The sequence below is a fragment of the Mesorhizobium sp. WSM4850 genome, from assembly GCF_055811735.1.
In genome coordinates, this window is record NZ_JBVVPV010000001.1 from 533,633 (window position 1) to 550,823 (window position 17,191).

Sequence of the window (17,191 nt, forward strand, 5' to 3'; positions counted from 1 at the left end):
TTTTTTCTCCCCCCCCCCCCCCCGCCGCGGCCCCCCCCCCCCCCCCACCCCCCACCCCCCCCCCCCCCCCTCCCCCCCCCCCCCCCGGGGGGGGGGGGGGGGGGCCCCCCCCCCCCCCCTCGACCCCGGGCCATATCATCAATTTCAACGCTGAAGGGGGACGGAGTGACTGCCGCCGCCATTCTTGAAATCCGCGACATCTCGAAATCGTTCGGCGCCATCAAAGCGCTGACCGGGGTCGATTTCACGCTGCAGCGCGGCGAAATTCATGCGCTGTGCGGCGAGAACGGTGCGGGAAAGTCCACGCTGATGAATATCATCGCCGGCATTGTGCAGCCCGACGAAGGCGCCATTCGTCTCGAAGGCAAGAACGTCACCATCACATCGCCATCCGCCGCGCAGCGGCTTGGCATAGGCCTCGTCCATCAGGAAATCGCGCTCTGCCAGGATGCCACGGTGGCCGAGAATATCCTCATGGCGGCCGTCAACAATCGGCGCGCGCCGCTGATGAATTTTCGCCGGCTCTACGCCGATGCGCAGAAGATAATGGACCTGCTGGCACCGATCCCGGTCGAGACGCCAGTCGCCGATCTTTCTATTTCCAACCAGCAACTTGTGGAAATCGCCAAGGCGCTGACGCTCGAATGCCGGGTGCTAATGCTCGACGAGCCGACGGCCGCGCTGACCGAGACCGAGGCGCAGCGCCTTTTCGCAATCGTCCGCGATCTCAAGGCGCGCGGAATTTCAATCATCTACATCAGCCATCGCATGGCGGAGATCTTCAGCCTGTGCGACCGCGTCACGGTGTTTCGTGACGGCAGATACGTAGCGACCGATTCCATCGCTTCGGTCACTCCCAATGATGTCGTGCGCAAGATGGTCGGGCGCGAAATCACGCAGCTCTATCCGCAAAAGCTCTCGCCTGAACGGCGTACGGACCGCGCTGTGCTGTCGGTCGAAAATCTCTCCTATCGACAGGGTTCCGCTGGCGTCAGTTTCACGCTTCGAGCAGGCGAAATTCTTGGCGTTGGCGGGTTGATTGGCGCCGGTCGCAGCGAGATGGTCCAGACCGTTTGCGGCTTGCGCCCGAAAGTGTCGGGATCGGTCGAACTCAACGGCGAGCCGGTCAGCATCAGGACCTACAGCGATGCGGTGCGCGCAGGCCTCGTCTACCTCTCGGAGGACCGCAAGGCGTCCGGCCTGTTCCTCGACCTGTCGGTTGCATCCAATATCTCCGCGCTCGATCTTCGGAAGCTAACCACGCCGCTTGGGCTGCTCGATCGCCGCGCCGAGGCAAAGCAAGCCACCGATCTGGTCGTGCGCCACGGTGTGCGCATGGGCGGCATCGAGACACAGGTGTCGACGCTTAGCGGTGGCAACCAGCAGAAAGTCGCCATCGCCAGGCTTCTGTCGGTCGGCCCCAAAGTGGTCATTCTGGACGAACCCACACGCGGGGTCGATGTCGGCGCCAAAGTGGAAATTCATCGCCTGCTGCGCGATCTCGCCGAGCGGGGCGTCGGCGTCATCGTGATTTCATCCGAGCTTCCGGAATTGATCGGGCTGAGCGACCGGGTGCTTGTCATACACGAAGGTGCCATCGTCGGCGAACTGGGGGCTGACGAATTGACCGAAGAGGCAATCATGCTGCTGGCTTCGGGTCTCCGGCAGCAACGATTAAACGCAAGGCAGGTTCAGAATGTCGCTTAGACAGACCGGAGGAACCCTCATGGACGCTGAAATCAAGGCGAGCGCCCCCGGGCTTGGCGGGCGCAACCGGCTGCGTCTTGGGTCGATGCGCGAGGCGGGGCTGATCGCTATCATGCTGGCGCTGTGCATCGCCATGACATTCGCTTCGCCGCATTTCCTGACTTGGGGAAATTTCCGCGCCATGCTGATGAGCTTCTCGATTGAAGGCATCGTCGTGGTCGGCATGACGATACTTCTCATTGTCGGCGGCATCGACCTTTCCGTCGGGTCGGTGGTCTGCTTCTCCATGGTCGTGTCAGGCGCTCTGTTCCTGATGGGTCTGGACCCGTGGACCGCGAGCCTCATCGGCATAGGCGCCAGCGCGCTGATCGGCGCGGTGATGGGCTTCTTCGTGACCGTTATCGGGCTCAATCACTTCATCACATCGCTGGCGGCGATGGTGATCGTGCGCGGTCTCTGTCTTGTCATCACCAAGGGAACCCCGCTGTCGCTGTTCACCCTGCCGCCCGGGTTCAAGGCGATCGGCCAGGGCAGCTTCGGCAATGTGCCTTATGTCATCGTCATCTTTGTTGTGGTCGTGGCCATATTCGATTTTCTGCTTCGGCGTGCCACGGCATTCCGCAAGGTCTTTTATACCGGCAGCAACGAGAAGGCGGCCCAATTTTCAGGCATCAAGACCAAGCAGGTCAAATTCTGGGTCACGGTTCTCTGCTCCACCCTCGCGGGCTTTGCCGGCATCATCTATATGTCACGCTTTGGCGCTGCGACCCCGACCTTCGGCGCTGGCATGGAGCTCAACATCATCGCCGCGGCGGTGATTGGCGGAGCATCGCTCAATGGCGGCTCGGGCACCATCTTCGGCGCCATACTGGGCATGGCGCTGCTCTCGGTCGTCACAAGCTCGCTGATCCTGCTCGACGTTTCCGTCTATTGGCAGGACATGATCAAGGGATGCATCCTGCTCGCGGCGGTATCGATCGACCACTTCCTGCACCGCAGGAAATCCTGAGCAGCAGCGCCAGAGTTGAGCATCCATCATGTCACCACCCAATTCGCGGGACGACGTCACGATCGTCCGCCAGATGTATCAGGCGCTTGTGCTTCATTACATGGAAGCCAAGACGCAGGCGGAAATCGCCAAGGAGCTCGGCATCTCGCATGCGACCGTCAACCGCCTCATCAAACGCGGTCATCAACTCGGGCTTGTCGAGATCAAGATCAAGTCGCCGGTCGAGCAACTGATCGACATCGAGGCGCGACTTGTCGCGATCGGTGGACTCCAAAGGGCCGTCGTCGTCCCCTCCGTTTCGGACAATCCGCAGACTGCGCTTCAGCGTGTCGGTGAGGCCGCAGCCAGGCTGGTGCTCGAGACGATCAAGGACGGCGACACGATTTCCATCACCGGGGGCAAGGGGGTGAGTGCCGTCGTCGCCGGCCTCAAGCCGAGCCGCAGCTACGACGTCGAGGTTGTTCCCGCGACCGGCCTGGTCCAGGGCAAGCATTACACCGACGTCAATCATGTCGCGTCTCTGATGGCCGACAAACTCGGCGGGCGCGCCTATCAGATTCACGCACCGCTGTTTGCCGACAGCCCGGCCCAACGTGACATGCTGATGGGCGTCCGGGCCGTTTCGGACGTCTTCAGCAAGGCGCGCGAAGCAACGCTTGCGGTCGTCGGCATCGGCTCCATCCTGGCCGACGATTCGAGCTACTACGATCTGCACCCGTCCTCGAGCGCCGACCGGCTGGCCATCGAGCGCTCGGGGGCGGCGGGCGAACTGCTCGCCCATCTCATAGACGGCGACGGCAAGCTCGCGGACTACAGCCTCAACCGCTCACTGGTCTCGCTGACGCTCGAGGAATTCGCGACCATTCCGCAGTCGATCGGGGTCGCAAGCGGCGCCAGCAAGGTGGTCCCGATCCTCAGTGCCATGCGCGGCTCTCACCTGGACACTCTCGTCACCGACGAAACCACCGGCTTGAAGATCCTCGAGCTTGCCGAAGGAAATGCAGCATGAATACTCGACAAATCACCCGCTCAATCGGCAACTCCGGCGTTGTCGCTTCGGCGGTGGGACTCGGCACTTGGGCTATCGGCGGCTGGATGTGGGGTGGCACGGATGAAGCAGAATCGATCGCCGCCATCCAGGCGTCCTTCGATGCCGGCATTTCGCTGATCGACACCGCGCCGGCTTACGGTCTTGGCCGCAGCGAAGAGATCGTCGGCAAGGCCATCAAGGGCCGGCGCGACCGCGCGGTCATCGCCAGCAAATGTGGCCTCAACTGGCATTCGAGAAAGGGCAACCACTTCTTCGATCAGGATGGAACGCCGGTGAACCGATATCTGGGCGCCGACGGCATCGCTTATGAAGTGGAACAGAGCCTGCGGCGGCTCGGCACCGACTATATCGATCTCTACATCACCCACTGGCAGGACCCGACGACACCCATTGCCGAAACAATGGATGCGCTCGAACGCCTCAAATCCGCTGGCAAAATCCGCGCCATCGGCGCCAGCAATCTCAATGCTGCTGAGCTGCAGCAGTATGTCGCCGCTGGCCAGCTCGACGCGATCCAGGAAAGATATTCGATGCTGGATCGCGACATCGAGCAGACATTGCTGCCGATCGCGCGCCAGCATCAAGTTGCAGCACTCAGTTATTCGTCGCTTGCACTCGGCCTGCTCTCGGGCGCCATCGATCCGGCGCGTGAGTTCAGCGGCGACGACCAGCGCAAGGACAATCCTCGATTCTCTCAGGCCAACCGGCGCAAGGTAGCCGCGCTGAAACATGCCCTGGCCCCGGTCGCTGAGATCCACCAGGCAAGCATGGCGCAGATCGTCATCGCCTGGACGCTGGCGCAGCCCGGCATCACCTTCGCGTTGTGTGGAGCGCGAAACGCCACGCAGGCGCTCGACAACGCCAGGGCAGGGGAGATTTTATTGAGCGCGGCGGAACTGGGAACGATCGATGCGGCGGTGGCCGGGCATCTCGTAGCGATAGACGCGTGATCGAAAGCGCGTCCTGAGATGAATCGCATCCAGACGATCGCCGGCTTGCGCGAGAATCCCGATGTTGACGTCCTCGTCATAGGCGGCGGCATCAACGGCATCAGCGTGTTTCGCGAGCTCGCTTTGCAGGGCGTCGATGTCCTGCTCGCCGAAAAGGGCGATTATTGTTGCGGCGCCAGCGCAGCCCTCTCGCGCATGGTTCATGGCGGCTTGCGCTACCTTGAAAACGGCGAGTTCAAGCTGGTCCGTGAATCTCTGCTCGAACGCGATCGGCTATTGAAGAACGCGCCGCATTACGTTGCGCCATTGCCAACCACAGTGCCTATCTTCGACCTGTTCTCAGGCATCGCAAATGGCGCATTCCGCTTCCTTGGGCTAAGCCGTCGTCCGGGTCGGCGTGGCGCATTGGTCATCAAGACCGGCCTGGCGATGTATGACTTCTTCACCGCCGCACGGCGTATCGTCCCGACGCACAAGTTCAGGAGCCGTGCTGAAACACTCAAGGTCTGGCCTGCAATCAATCCTGCTATCCGCAATTCGGCGACATACTATGACGCCTGGGTCAGCCACCCCGAGCGGCTGGGTACCGAGATGCTGCGCGACACCATGAACGAAAGGCCATCGGCTCGAGCGCTAAACTATGCACGCATATCGTTCGGTGACGCGGGCCTTGCGCTTAACGACGGACTGTCTGGCGAAACAGTTGCCGTGAAGCCGCGGCTCGTCGTCAACGCCACAGGCGGCTGGATCGACCTGACCAATTCGGCTATCGGAGCCGTTGCGCCCAAGTTTATGGGCGGCACCAAAGGATCGCATCTGATCGTCGATAATCGCGAGCTTCACGACGCGCTCGACGGCCACATGATCTATTACGAGAACGAGGACGGCCGGATCTGCATCCTGTTCCCCTATCTCGGCAATGTGCTGGTCGGCTCGACGGATATCCGTGCCGACGATCCCGACCAGGCGCGCTGCGAGGACGATGAGCGGCAATACATCCGGCAGTCCGTGTCCTTCGTGTTTCCCGGGATCGAGATCACTGATACCGACATCGTCTTTCAGTTCACCGGGGTGAGGCCGCTACCGATAAGCCGGGACAGTTTTACCGGGCGCATTCCCCGCGATCATTTCTGCGAGCTCATCGAGGGCGCCGGTATGGTGCCGCCGACGCTGTGCATGATCGGCGGGAAATGGACAACCTTCCGGTCGTTCGGCGAACTGGCAGCGGATATCGTGCTCGAGCGATTGTGCCGACAGCGCATCGTCGGCACCGAAAACATGCCGATCGGCGGCGGCCGGCATTTTCCCATGGCCCCCGAGAAATGGTGCGCAGAACGCGCGGCGGCGCATGGCCTGTCGCTTGACCGCATGCGCAGCCTGTTCGCGCGCTACGGCACCGTGGCGGATGCCGTCGCCGCTTTTTTGGCAGCGGGACAGGACGAGCTCTTGCCTGGCAGCGACTACTCGGTCCGGGAGATTCAGTATCTCATCGCCAATGAATATGTCGAGCAGCTGGAGGACCTGCTGCTCCGCCGCACGACAATTGCCATCACCGGTGCACTCTCTTGCGACCTTCTCGATGCGGTTCTCGATATTCTCGCAGTCGAAAAGAGCTGGGACGCTGCGCGCAAGGCATTCGAGCGCACCGATTTCCTCGCCCTGTTGCGACGCCAGCACGGCGTCGATCTCGACCAGCTATCGCAAAAAGACCAAGGAAGGAGCGCCGAATGCGCATCAACAAGAAAGTCCGCATGAACCGGCTGTTCGGCGGGGCGCGCTGTCTCGACGTCGCAATCGACCATGGCGTATGCAACGAGCCGTCGTTCCTGGAAGGGCTGGAGGATATGGCTGGCGTCGTCGCCGAGCTGGTCGCCGCGGGGCCGGACGCCATTCAGATGAATTATGGCCAGGCCGATTTGCTGCAGACCCTGCCCGGCAAGGACAAGCCGGCATTGGTCATGCGCATAGACATGGGCAATCCATACAACAAAACCCGCCATCGCTCGATGTGGGCCATCCTGCAGAACGAAGCCGAGCCGCTGATCGGCGCGCTGGAGATGGACGCGGCCTGCGTGGTCGTCAATCTGTTCATGCTGCCCGACGAGCCGGACCTGTTTCGGCAATGCGTCCACAACATTGCCAGCGTTCGCGCCGACTGTGAAAGATATGGCTTGCCGCTGATGATCGAGCCGCTGGCAATGCTGCCCAATTCAGAGCGCGGAGGCTACATGGTCGACGGCGACCCCGAAAAGATCGTCACCCTGACCCGGCTCGCCAGCGAGATGGGCGCCGACATCATCAAGGCGGATCCGACGACCGATCCGAACGACTTCCACCGGGTGGTGGCTGCGGCACGCTGTCCTGTCCTTGTGCGCGGTGGGGGCAGGGAGGATTTGCGCGCCGTCTTCGACAAGTCGGCGGCGCTGATGGCACAAGGCGCGGCGGGCATGGTCTATGGCCGCAACATATACCAGCATTCCAACCCTCGTGCCGTCGTGAGAGGATTGATGGCGATCATCCATGAGAATGCGGACGGCGCGGCGGCCTGGGAGCTCTACCAGCAAGAATAATCTTTGCAGCTTGGGAGGAGCTTCAATGCAGCGATACATTCTTGGCCTTGATGCGGGCAATACCGTCATCAAAGCCATCATCTTCGACACCGCCGGTCGCGAACTCGCCCTTGCCGCTCGCGACGGCCGTTCCTGCATGCCAGAGCCCGGCCATGTCGAGCGGGACCTCGGCGAATTGTGGCGCAACGCCGTCGAGGTCATCCGCCAGTGCCTCGACCAATCGGGCATCGACCCCCGCGACATCGCGGTGATCGGCTGCGCCGGCCACGGCAACGGGCTCTATGCGCTGGACCGCGGCGGCGACCCGCTGCTCGGCATCCAGTCGCTCGACACGCGCGGCGTCGGCATCGTCAGCGAATGGGCGGCCGCAGGCGTTGGCGACCGGACCTATATCCACTGCCTGCAACGGCCCTGGGCGGCGCAGACGCCGACTCTGCTGGCGTGGCTCAAGCGCCATGATCCGGCACTTTTTGCCAAAATAGGCACCGTCTTCCTATGCAAGGATTTTATCGTCAACCGCCTCACCGGCACGCGCTCGACCGAGACCTCGGATATGTCGGGCTGCGGGCTTTTGCACATGCCCGGCCGACGCTACGAGCCTGAGTTGCTGGCCGCCTATGGTCTCGACGATTGCATGGAACTGCTGCCGAACGTGCTGGAAGCCTCCGCCATCGCCGGCCATGTCACGCGCGATGTCGCCGCTGCCACCGGCCTTCTTGCGGGCACGCCTGTGGTGGCGGGCCTGTTCGACGTCGTCGCCAGCGCCATCGGTTCGGGCGTCACCAGCACCGGCGCCGCCTCGATCATTGCCGGCACCTGGAGCATCAACCAGGTTATCACCCAAGAGCCGATCCGCGATCCGTCTATCTTCATGCTGTCGACCTTCGATCCGCTGCGCTATCTCGCCATCGAATCGAGCGCCACTTCGGCCGCAAATCTCGAGTGGATCGTGCGTGAGTTCTTCGAGCATGCGCCGCCGGCAGGCGCATCGCCGTTCGAGATCTGCAGCGAGCTTGTTGCTTCCGTCGATCCCGCGGGAGACATGCCGATCTACCACCCATTCCTTTACGGCTCGCAGCAGAATGGCAAGGCGCGTGCCGGTTTCTACGGCATCGCCGGCTGGCACACGCGGGCTCATATGCTGCGCGCACTGTTCGAGGGCGTCGTCTTCGAGCACCGGCGCCATGTCGAGACGCTGCGTCGAGCGGGAGCCATTGTCAGCCAGGCGGTTCTTTCGGGCGGCGGCTCGCGCAGCGCCGTTTGGCCGCAGATATTCGCAGATGTGCTGGACGTGCCGGTGACCGTGGCGCGCAGCCGTGAGACAGGTGCGTTGGGAGCTGCGATTGCAGCCGGGACAGGCGTCGGCCTGTTTGCCGACTTCTCTGCGGGCGCCGCCGCGATGACCGCGCCCGACCGATGCTACCAGCCCAATTGCGCGATCGCACCGGTCTATGAGCGGCGCTATCGTCTCTATGGTGAGATCAACAAGGCCATGGGTCCGCTATGGGACAGGATGGCAAGCGAACGGACGTCCAATTGACACAGACCGCTGCCGATTTTGGACAGTACGACTTCATCATCGTCGGCGCGGGTTCAGCCGGCTGCGTGCTGGCCAACAGACTGTCGGCCAATCCAGGCATGCGCGTGCTGCTTCTGGAAGCCGGCGGCAGCGATCGCTATCACTGGGTCAACATTCCCATCGGCTATCTCTACTGCATGGGCAACCCGCGCACCGATTGGCTGATGAAGACCGAGCCGGAGCCCGGGCTGAACGGTCGTGCGCTCAACTATCCGCGCGGCAAGCTTCTGGGCGGCTGCTCGTCGATCAACGGCATGATCTACATGCGTGGCCAGGCGGCCGACTATGATGGCTGGCGGCAAGCCGGGAATCTCGGTTGGGGCTGGGATGACGTGCTTCCGTATTTCCGCAAGTCCGAGGACCATTTTGGTGGCGCCAACGACCTTCACGGCGCCGGTGGCGAATGGCGCGTCGAGCGCCAGCGCCTGTCGTGGCCAATCCTGGATGCCTTCCGCGATGCTGCCGAGGAACTCGGCATCCCCCGGACCGAGGATTTCAACGGCGGGACCAACGAAGGCTCGGGCTATTTCGAGGTCAACCAGAGGAAAGGCGTGCGCTGGAATACCTCTAAGGCGTTCCTGCGCAGCGCGCTGCGACGCCCGAATTTGCGCGTCGTCACCGGCGCCGAGACCGAGATGCTGGATTTCGACGGAGCTTGCGTCACCGGCGTTGTCTTTCGCATGGGCGGCCAACTGCATCGTGCGCGGGCAGGCGAGACGATCCTTGCCGCCGGCGCGATCAATTCGCCGAAGCTGCTCGAGCTTTCCGGCGTCGGCCGACCTGCCGTGCTTGGCGCAGCAGGTATCCCGGTTCGCCACGCGCTGGAAGGCGTCGGCGAGAACTTGCAGGATCATTTGCAGATCCGCACAGTCTTCAAGGTCGCCAACGCCTCGACGCTAAACCAGCGCTACCACAATCTGTTCAGCCGCGCGGCCATGGGCGTCGAATACGCTATCCGTCGCAGCGGACCGCTGTCGATGGCGCCGAGCCAGCTTGGCATCTTCGCCAGGAGCGACCCACGCCTGGAGACGCCCGATCTCGAATACCATGTCCAACCGTTGAGCACTGACCGGCTGGGCGAGCCGCTGCATCGTTTCCCCGCGGTCACGGTTTCGGTCTGCAATCTCAGACCGGAAAGCCGCGGCAGCGTCCACATGGAGGCGTCCGATCCGCAGGCGGCTCCGAAGATCCGGCCGAACTATTTGTCTACCGACGGAGACAGGGCCGTGGCTGTGGCATCGCTCCGCCACGTCCGCCGCTTGATGAGGGCGCGCGCCATTGCCCGTTTCGCGCCTGAGGAAATGCTGCCCGGTGCACATTATGAAAGCGACGAAGAACTCGTCCGCAAGGCCGGCGATATCGGCACGACGATTTTCCACCCGGTCGGCACCTGCAAGATGGGCTCAGGCTCGACGGCAGTGGTCGACGGCCGGCTGCGGGTGCACGGCATTTCTGGCCTGCGCGTCGTCGACGCTTCGATCATGCCGACGATCGTTTCCGGCAACACCAACTCTCCAGTGGTCATGATCGCGGAGAAGGCATCGGCAATGGTTTTGCAGGACGCAACCACGAGAAATGTTCTCGGCGCGTCTGAGCTAAACTGAAACGAATGAGCAGTGCATGCGATTCTCAGCGTCCCGCCGAATCGATGTGTTCGACAGACGTAGGACAAGAGTGCTTCGAAGCAGCACGTCACGTGGATACATCGGACGGCCCGTGGCGGCACGCTGCTCGGTTGGAGATGCCATCGGCTTCCGGGACTTGAAGACGGTCGATAATTGTCATATATTTTGCACAGTGAATGTGACTATGGATATGACAAGAGAGAGATCTATGGGTCAGGCCCTTAAGACACCGGTGCAGAATGAATCTCTGATTTTGTCCTATATGGACCGGGCCGGGAAAATTGCCATTGACCAGGTGGCGGGCAGTTTTGGAATGTCCAAGAGCCAACTGGCGGAGACCACCGGTCTTGCCCGCGAAACCCTCTATCGGCTAGAGCGCAGCCGCACGGCCAAGACACAGGGGCGTCTACGGGAAATGCTCGAGATCATCAGCCGCGTGGCCGATTGGGCGGGCGGCAAGGAACAGGCCATGGCCTGGTATCGAGCCCAACCGCTGCCGGCGTTCGGCGGACGCACCGCCGAAGCCCTCGTGAAGGAAGGCAAAGCCGCCGCCGTTCGCGACTATCTCGATCATATGGCTTTGGGTGGCTTTGCTTGAGGTTTGTCGGAACCTGCTACAGGGCGCATGATCCACGCTGGGCATTCAAACCGACTTCCGGTGATGGAGCGGCGATCAGGGGTGCCCGCTTCAATCCCAAAGGTGTGCCGGCGCTTTATCTGGCGCTGACCGTAATGACAGCGGTCAAGGAAGCCAACCAGGGTTTCGCGCATCGGATCGACCCCTGCGTGCTGTGCTCTTATGAGGTGGACTGCGGGGACATCACTGATCTGACGACGGAGCAGGGGAGGGGAGAATCTTCTGTCACGTTCGAGGACATGGCCTGCGCCTGGGCGACGGCTCTCAGCGGGGGAGAGCGTCCTGCATCCTGGTTCATCTATGACCGACTGCGGCCTCAAGGCATTGCCGGTATTCTGGTTCCGAGTTTTGCTCCGGGCGCCGAGACGGAGGACCGCAACCTGGTGCTGTGGGACTGGGGGCCGGATCTTCCGCACAAGGTGAATGTATTCGATCCGAGCGGCCGGCTGCCGAAGGACCAGCTGTCCTGGCGATGAAGCATTCGCGGAAGGGCAGGGCTTTGGCCGCAGGCGTCAGCGCCAGCCCAGGGCCGGGGCAACATGGGTCAGGATCGCCTCGATGACATGCGCGTTGTAATCGACGCCGAGCTGGTTGGGAACGGTGAGCAGCAGCGTGTCGGCCTCCGCAATGGCCTCGTCCTTCTTCAGTTCCTCGATGAGGCCGTCCGGCTCGGCGGCATAGGTGCGGCCGAACACGGCGCGCCTGTCCGCTTCGATGTAGCCGAAATGATCCTCGCTCTCATTGCTGCCGAAATAGGCGCGGTCGCGATCGTCCACCAGCGCGAAGATGCTACGGCTCACCGACACCCGCGGCTCGCGTTCGTGACTGGCCGCTTTCCAGGCCGCACGAAAGGCCCGGATCTGTTCGGCCTGCTGAATGTGAAAAGGCTTTCCGCCCTCGTCGAATTTGAGCGTTGAGCTCTGCAGGTTCATTCCCAGTTTCGCCGCCCATTCCGCGGTGGCATTGGTCGCGGCGCCCCACCAGATCCTGTCGCGCAAACCCTCCGAGTGTGGTTCGACGCGAAGCAGGCCGGGCGGGTTTGGAAACATCGGCCGCGGGTTCGGCTGGGCAAATCCTTTGCCGCGCAAGACTTCGAGCAGCACTCCCGTGTGCCGCCGGGCCATGGCGGCGTCGCTCTCACCCTCTTGCGGGGCGTAGCCGAAGTAGCGCCAGCCGTCGATCACCTGCTCGGGCGAGCCGCGGCTGATACCCAGCTGCAGACGCCCGCCGGCGATCAGGTCGGCGGCACCGGCGTCCTCGGCCATGTAGAGCGGGTTCTCGTAGCGCATGTCGATCACCGCTGTGCCTATCTCGATGCGGCTGGTCTTGGCGCCGACTGCCGCAACAGCGGGAATGGCGAGCCGAGTTGCCGTGCGAAGTGATGCACACGGAAATATGCCCCGTCGGCGCCCAGCGCCTCGGCAGCAACGGCAAGCTCGATGGATTGCAGCAGAGCGTCGGAGGCTGATCGCGTCTGCGATTGCGGCGAGGGCGCCCAGTGTCCGAACGACAGAAACCCGATTTTTTTCATGAGAATGCCACGTCAGAGTGAAAGGCGTTCTCGTTATCTAGTTATTGAACCGCTCGCCTGCCACGCCAATTCAGACCTGCCGGCTTGGAAGCAGGGTAGGGCAGGCTTTTTGCCTCCAAGCCTTGGTCAGGTTGACCCGGAACTGGTCTCTGCGGCGTTGATAGCGGGGGGCATCCCGGCGGAGGCATGGCCGAGTTGTTTTTTGCACATTGCGTTCGTCGACCTCGGCTTACGAAAGCTAGGCCAGCGCTCAGTGATTGGTCCGCGAACTTCTTCGCCCGTTCGCCCTCCGGCAAGGTCGCCGCGGACGCCGGCGACCAGGGCCGCGCGCTCGACGATCATTTCCGGCAACACCAACTCTCCAGCGGTGATGATCGCGGAGAAGGCCTCAGAAATGATCCTGCAGGACGCCAACCATGAGAAATGATCGTCGGTGGCGCATCTGAGCTAAAGCAGACCGGCAGCTATTCGTTGTCGTGCCGTCTCCCCGCTCCTTTGAGGCGACGGACGATGGAGCGACCGATTCCGGCAGCGCCGAGGTGTTACTGCGACTTTGTCGCGCAGATCGCGAAGCGATGTTGAGTGGCGCGTTCGAGCGCCTTGGGCCAACTCATCCGTCGAGCCTGGGCGCGATGGATCGCGCCCAGTTTCCAGTCCACGACCGGCTGCTCGAACCCGGCGTCGGCCAGCAAGCGAACTATCTCGTCCGCCCGTGCGCCGCCTGAGAAATAGACACGGGCAAGAATGTTCTGGTGACGTCTGGCCATGGCGGCGCCGTCATCGTCCGAGACCTGGGACTTGCCGGCCGTGAGCTTCTCCCAAAGTTCCCGCATACGCGTCGCCCAGTTGCGGCTGACAAAATCGCCGTCGATGACCAGCAGCCTGCCGCCGGGCTTCAGCAGCGAGAACCATTCGGCAAAGGCCGCCTTCGGATCCAGCAGCGTCCAGACCAGGTGGCGGGTGACGATGACATCGTAGCTCGCCCTGTCCTCGAGCGTCCGTTCTGCATCCCTCACGATGAAGCGGATATCGACGCCGCGTTTTTGTGCCTTGGCGCGCGCCTTGGCAAGCATGGCTTCCGACCAGTCGAGGGCCTGTCACCACAAAGCCCAGATCGTGCATCAGATGCGAAATGACGCCAGTCCCGCAGGCGAGATCCAGAGACGCCCGCCCGGCGCCTGGCCCAATGTGCCTGGTTATGAGCGCGTGCCAGGCGGCACGCTCCTGCTCGGAAAAAATCTCGTGGCCGACCTGCAGGTCGAATGTCTCGGCGCGGTCGGACCAATAGTCCCGAATCTCGTCGCGCAGCGAATAGTTTGCGTGAGCCGTCATTGCCCGAAACGCACTCCCCAAAGCGGCTACATTGGAATTGCTCTAAAAGAAAAATCTTGATTACGAAATTCATGTTTCATAAGCGGGGCCGGCAACTGAATTGCGAGAGCCCAATGATTTTGAAATCGATATTTGCGGCCGCGGTCGCGCTCGCGGCCTTGATGCCGCTTACCCCAGGCGCGCGCGCCGAGACCGTCACCGACATTGCCGGCCGCAAGGTCGAGGTGAAGACGCCGGTCGAGAAGGTCATCCTCGGCGAAGGCCGGCAGATCTACCTGATCGCCGCGCTCGATACCGACAACCCTTTCAAGCGCATCGTTGGCTGGCGCGAGGATTTCTCCCAGGCCGATCCGGACAATTACGCCGTCTATCTGGAAAAATTCCCGTCGATGGCGGCGATACCGACCTTCGGCGGTTTCAAGGACGGCACCTTCGACATCGAGCAGGCCATCGCACTTGACCCGGACGTGATGATCATGAACATCGAGTCCAAGCAGGCAACCGAGGACGCGCAATACATCGAGAAGCTCGCCGCCGTCGGCATTCCGGTGGTCTATGTCGATTTCCGCGAGCAACCCTTCACCAACACCGAGCCGAGCATGCGCCTGATCGGCAAGCTGCTTGGCCAGGAACAGCGGGCCGAGGCGTTCATCGCCTATCGCGCGGCCCAGATCGCGCGCGTCACCGATGTGATCGCAGAGAAAAACCCCAAGCGCCCGACCGTGTTCATCGATCGCGCCGGGGGTTATTCCGATGATTGCTGCATGAGCTTCGGCAACGACAATTTTGGCAAGTTCGTCGACATGGCCGGCGGGGCCAATATCGCGGCCGACCTGATCCCGGGCACGTTTGGCGCGCTCAATCCCGAACAGATCATCGCCAGCGATCCCGACCAGGTGATTGTGACGGGCGGCAATTGGGAGGCCTATGTGCCGGGCGGCAAATGGGTCGACGTCGGTCCCGGCGCCGACGAAGCCGCGGCACTGAAGAAACTCAGGGGCCTGACCGAGCGGCCCGCGCTGACCGGCATCAAGGCGGTGGAGAACGGGCAGGTCCACGCCATCTGGCACCAGTTCTACAACAGCCCCTATCAGTTCGTCGCCATACAGCAGATGGCCAAATGGCTGCATCCCGACCTGTTCGCCGATCTCGACGCCGAGGCCACCTTCAAGGAGTTGCACGAGAAGTTCCTGCCGGTCGGGTACAGGCCTGGCCATTGGGTCTCGCTCTCCGATGAGCAGTGAACCGGCCGCACTGTCAGCCAAACAAGGGCGCGGGCTCTACCGCGCCCTTGTCCTGCGCAAGCAACTGATCCTGGCGGGGCTCGCCCTGGCGCTGTTGCTGAGCCTCTGCATCGACCTCGCGCTCGGGCCGGCAAGCTATAGCCTCGACCAGGTGGTGCTCGCCCTGGTTTCTCCCGGCAGTGTGCCGCTTCAGGTGCGCGTCGTGTTGTGGGACATCCGGCTTCCCATCGCGCTCATGGCAGTAGTCGTCGGCGCAGCACTGTCGGTCGCCGGTGCGCAGATGCAGACCATCCTCAACAATCCGCTCGCCAGCCCGTTCACGCTCGGCATTTCGGCGGCGGCCAGCTTTGGCGCAGCCCTCGCGCTCGCCTTCGGCGTCGCGCTGATCCCGGCCGCGATCGAATATATCGTGCCGCTCAACGCCTTCGTGGTGGCGATGCTGACCGCGCTCGTCATCCACCTTCTGAGCCTCAAGCGCGGCGTGACGGTCGAAACCATCGTGCTTCTCGGCATCGCGCTCGTATTCACCTTCAATGCGCTGCTGTCGCTCGTCCAGTATCTTTCCTCCGAGCCGGCGCTCGCCGCGGTCGTGTTCTGGACGATGGGAAGCCTCACCAAAGCCACCTGGCCCAAGCTCATCATTACCAGCCTCATCCTTCTTGCAACACTTCCGATATTCGTGCGCCGCGCCTGGGCGCTGACGGCGCTGCGGCTAGGCGAAGACAAGGCCGCGAGCTTTGGCGTCAAGGTCGCACGCCTCAGGCTCGAAACCATGATGATGGTGAGCCTCCTTGCTGCCATTCCCGTCGCCTTCGTCGGCACGATCGGCTTCATCGGGCTTGTCGGTCCGCACATCGCCCGCATGCTGATCGGAGAAGATCAGCGCTTCTTCCTGCCCGCCTCGGCGCTTTCGGGGGCGCTCATCCTTTCGGCGAGTTCGGTTGCCAGCAAGTCGCTCATTCCAGGCACGATCTTCCCGATCGGCATCGTCACCTCGCTTATCGGCATTCCCTTCTTCATCTCGCTGATCCTCTCGAATGTGAGGCGCTCATGGTAACGATCAGGCTCGATGGTCTCGGAGCCTTCCACGGGGCGCGGCTCGTCCTTTCGGATGTTTCAACTCCCCTTTTCCGGGGTGGCGAGGTTGTCGCCGTGATCGGACCCAACGCAGCGGGCAAGTCGACGCTGTTCAAGCGCATCGCAGGACTTCTGAAGGGCCCGGGACGCGTCTGCCTCGAGGGAGCGGTGAAGGGGCCGGACGGCATCTGCTATATGCCGCAGGATACGGCAGCCAACGCGGTGCTGACCGTCTATGAATCGATTCTGCTCGCCCGCAAGCAGGGCTCGGCATGGTCGGTCAGCGACGGCGACCTCGCACTCATAGACGGCATCCTGGCCGCGCTCAGCATCTCGGATCTTGCCTTTCGCAACGTCGGAGAATTGAGCGGCGGGCAAAGGCAGGTGGTAAGCATTGCCCAGACCCTGGCTCGCGAACCTGAAATCCTGCTGATGGACGAGCCGACGTCCGCGCTTGACCTGCACCGGCAGGTAGAGGTGCTGACCTTCATGCGCGGGCTTGCGCGCAAGCACGGGATTGCGGTGCTGATCGCAATTCACGACCTCAATCAGGCCCTGCGCTTCGCCGACAAATGCATCGTCATCGCCGAGGGCCGGATGGTCGCCTGCGGCACGCCGGAAGATGTCGTCACCCCGGCGCTATTGCGTGATGTGTACCGCGTCGAGGCGAGGATCGAGCGCTGCTCGCGGGGCATCGGTCATGTCATGGTGGACGGCGTTGCCGCCGAAACGGCAGCGACTGCATCGATAGCAGCTTAGGCATCTGCGGTCAAAAGCCAAAAGCCTGTAAAATAGATCAAAATTATGGCGTAAATAATTGAATTAAAAACATTTTCAGACGCCAAGGCGGTTACTTTGGCGACGAATGGAAGCGTTCGC

At 62.4% G+C, this 17,191-nt stretch carries 13 protein-coding genes and 3 pseudogenes; 13 read left to right on the plus strand and 3 right to left on the minus strand.

The features are described 5' to 3' along the window. Positions 1-165: 165 nt before the first annotated feature. From AC0L2Z_RS02505 to AC0L2Z_RS02550, 10 genes are all read left to right on the plus strand, one after another. The gene (locus AC0L2Z_RS02505; protein WP_473626532.1) at positions 166-1,707 is read left to right on the plus strand and encodes a sugar ABC transporter ATP-binding protein; all 1,542 of its coding nucleotides are present in this window, start codon (positions 166-168) and stop codon (positions 1,705-1,707) included. 19 nt (positions 1,708-1,726) lie between these two features. After that, positions 1,727-2,716, plus strand: coding sequence for an ABC transporter permease (locus AC0L2Z_RS02510; RefSeq protein WP_473509414.1), 990 nt, complete (start codon positions 1,727-1,729; stop codon positions 2,714-2,716). A gap of 28 nt (positions 2,717-2,744) precedes the next feature. After that, entirely contained in the window at positions 2,745-3,725 is a 981-nt protein-coding gene (locus AC0L2Z_RS02515) for a sugar-binding transcriptional regulator (RefSeq protein WP_473626534.1), read from the plus strand. Further along, a complete protein-coding gene (locus AC0L2Z_RS02520) occupies positions 3,722-4,717 on the plus strand; it encodes an aldo/keto reductase (protein ID WP_473626535.1) in 996 nt (331 codons plus the stop codon). The genes AC0L2Z_RS02515 and AC0L2Z_RS02520 overlap by 4 nt, the downstream gene beginning before the upstream one ends. 18 nt (positions 4,718-4,735) lie before the next feature. After that, entirely contained in the window at positions 4,736-6,472 is a 1,737-nt protein-coding gene (locus AC0L2Z_RS02525; protein WP_473626536.1) for a glycerol-3-phosphate dehydrogenase/oxidase, read from the plus strand. Next, positions 6,445-7,287 (plus strand): class I fructose-bisphosphate aldolase, encoded by an 843-nt coding sequence (locus AC0L2Z_RS02530; protein WP_473626538.1) that lies wholly within the window; start codon positions 6,445-6,447, stop codon positions 7,285-7,287. The genes AC0L2Z_RS02525 and AC0L2Z_RS02530 overlap by 28 nt, the downstream gene beginning before the upstream one ends. A gap of 25 nt (positions 7,288-7,312) precedes the next feature. Continuing rightward, positions 7,313-8,827, plus strand: a complete 1,515-nt coding sequence (locus tag AC0L2Z_RS02535) for an FGGY-family carbohydrate kinase (protein WP_473626539.1) — start codon at positions 7,313-7,315, stop codon at positions 8,825-8,827. Further along, the gene (locus tag AC0L2Z_RS02540) at positions 8,824-10,470 is read left to right on the plus strand and encodes a GMC family oxidoreductase (protein ID WP_473626541.1); all 1,647 of its coding nucleotides are present in this window, start codon (positions 8,824-8,826) and stop codon (positions 10,468-10,470) included. The genes AC0L2Z_RS02535 and AC0L2Z_RS02540 overlap by 4 nt, the downstream gene beginning before the upstream one ends. 229 nt (positions 10,471-10,699) lie before the next feature. Further along, a complete protein-coding gene (locus AC0L2Z_RS02545; RefSeq protein WP_473516206.1) occupies positions 10,700-11,089 on the plus strand; it encodes an antitoxin Xre/MbcA/ParS toxin-binding domain-containing protein in 390 nt (129 codons plus the stop codon). Further along, positions 11,086-11,604, plus strand: a complete 519-nt coding sequence (locus AC0L2Z_RS02550) for an RES family NAD+ phosphorylase (protein WP_473516205.1) — start codon at positions 11,086-11,088, stop codon at positions 11,602-11,604. The genes AC0L2Z_RS02545 and AC0L2Z_RS02550 overlap by 4 nt, the downstream gene beginning before the upstream one ends. A gap of 36 nt (positions 11,605-11,640) precedes the next feature. Here the strand turns inward: AC0L2Z_RS02550 and AC0L2Z_RS02555 are convergent. The 3 pseudogenes from AC0L2Z_RS02555 to AC0L2Z_RS02565 form a co-directional block, all read right to left on the minus strand. Next, positions 11,641-12,659 (minus strand): annotated as a pseudogene (locus AC0L2Z_RS02555) (LLM class flavin-dependent oxidoreductase). 70 nt (positions 12,660-12,729) lie between these two features. After that, positions 12,730-12,998 (minus strand): annotated as a pseudogene (locus AC0L2Z_RS02560) (hypothetical protein); the annotation flags it as partial. A 203-nt stretch (positions 12,999-13,201) separates the two neighbouring features. Further along, positions 13,202-13,991: pseudogene (locus AC0L2Z_RS02565) on the minus strand (class I SAM-dependent methyltransferase). Between the two features lie 161 nt (positions 13,992-14,152). On the opposite strand from AC0L2Z_RS02565, the gene AC0L2Z_RS02570 reads away from it, so the two are divergent. From AC0L2Z_RS02570 to AC0L2Z_RS02580, 3 genes are read left to right on the plus strand one after another with little or no spacing between them, the layout of a single operon-like run. Then, positions 14,153-15,235 (plus strand): ABC transporter substrate-binding protein, encoded by a 1,083-nt coding sequence (locus AC0L2Z_RS02570; RefSeq protein WP_287258573.1) that lies wholly within the window; start codon positions 14,153-14,155, stop codon positions 15,233-15,235. Beyond that, entirely contained in the window at positions 15,225-16,292 is a 1,068-nt protein-coding gene (locus AC0L2Z_RS02575; RefSeq protein WP_473626542.1) for a FecCD family ABC transporter permease, read from the plus strand. Before AC0L2Z_RS02570 ends, AC0L2Z_RS02575 begins: the two co-directional genes overlap by 11 nt. Next, positions 16,286-17,071: an ABC transporter ATP-binding protein gene (locus tag AC0L2Z_RS02580; protein ID WP_473626543.1), complete on the plus strand. Its 786-nt coding sequence runs from the start codon at positions 16,286-16,288 to the stop codon at positions 17,069-17,071. Before AC0L2Z_RS02575 ends, AC0L2Z_RS02580 begins: the two co-directional genes overlap by 7 nt. The last annotated feature ends 120 nt before the right edge of the window (positions 17,072-17,191 follow it).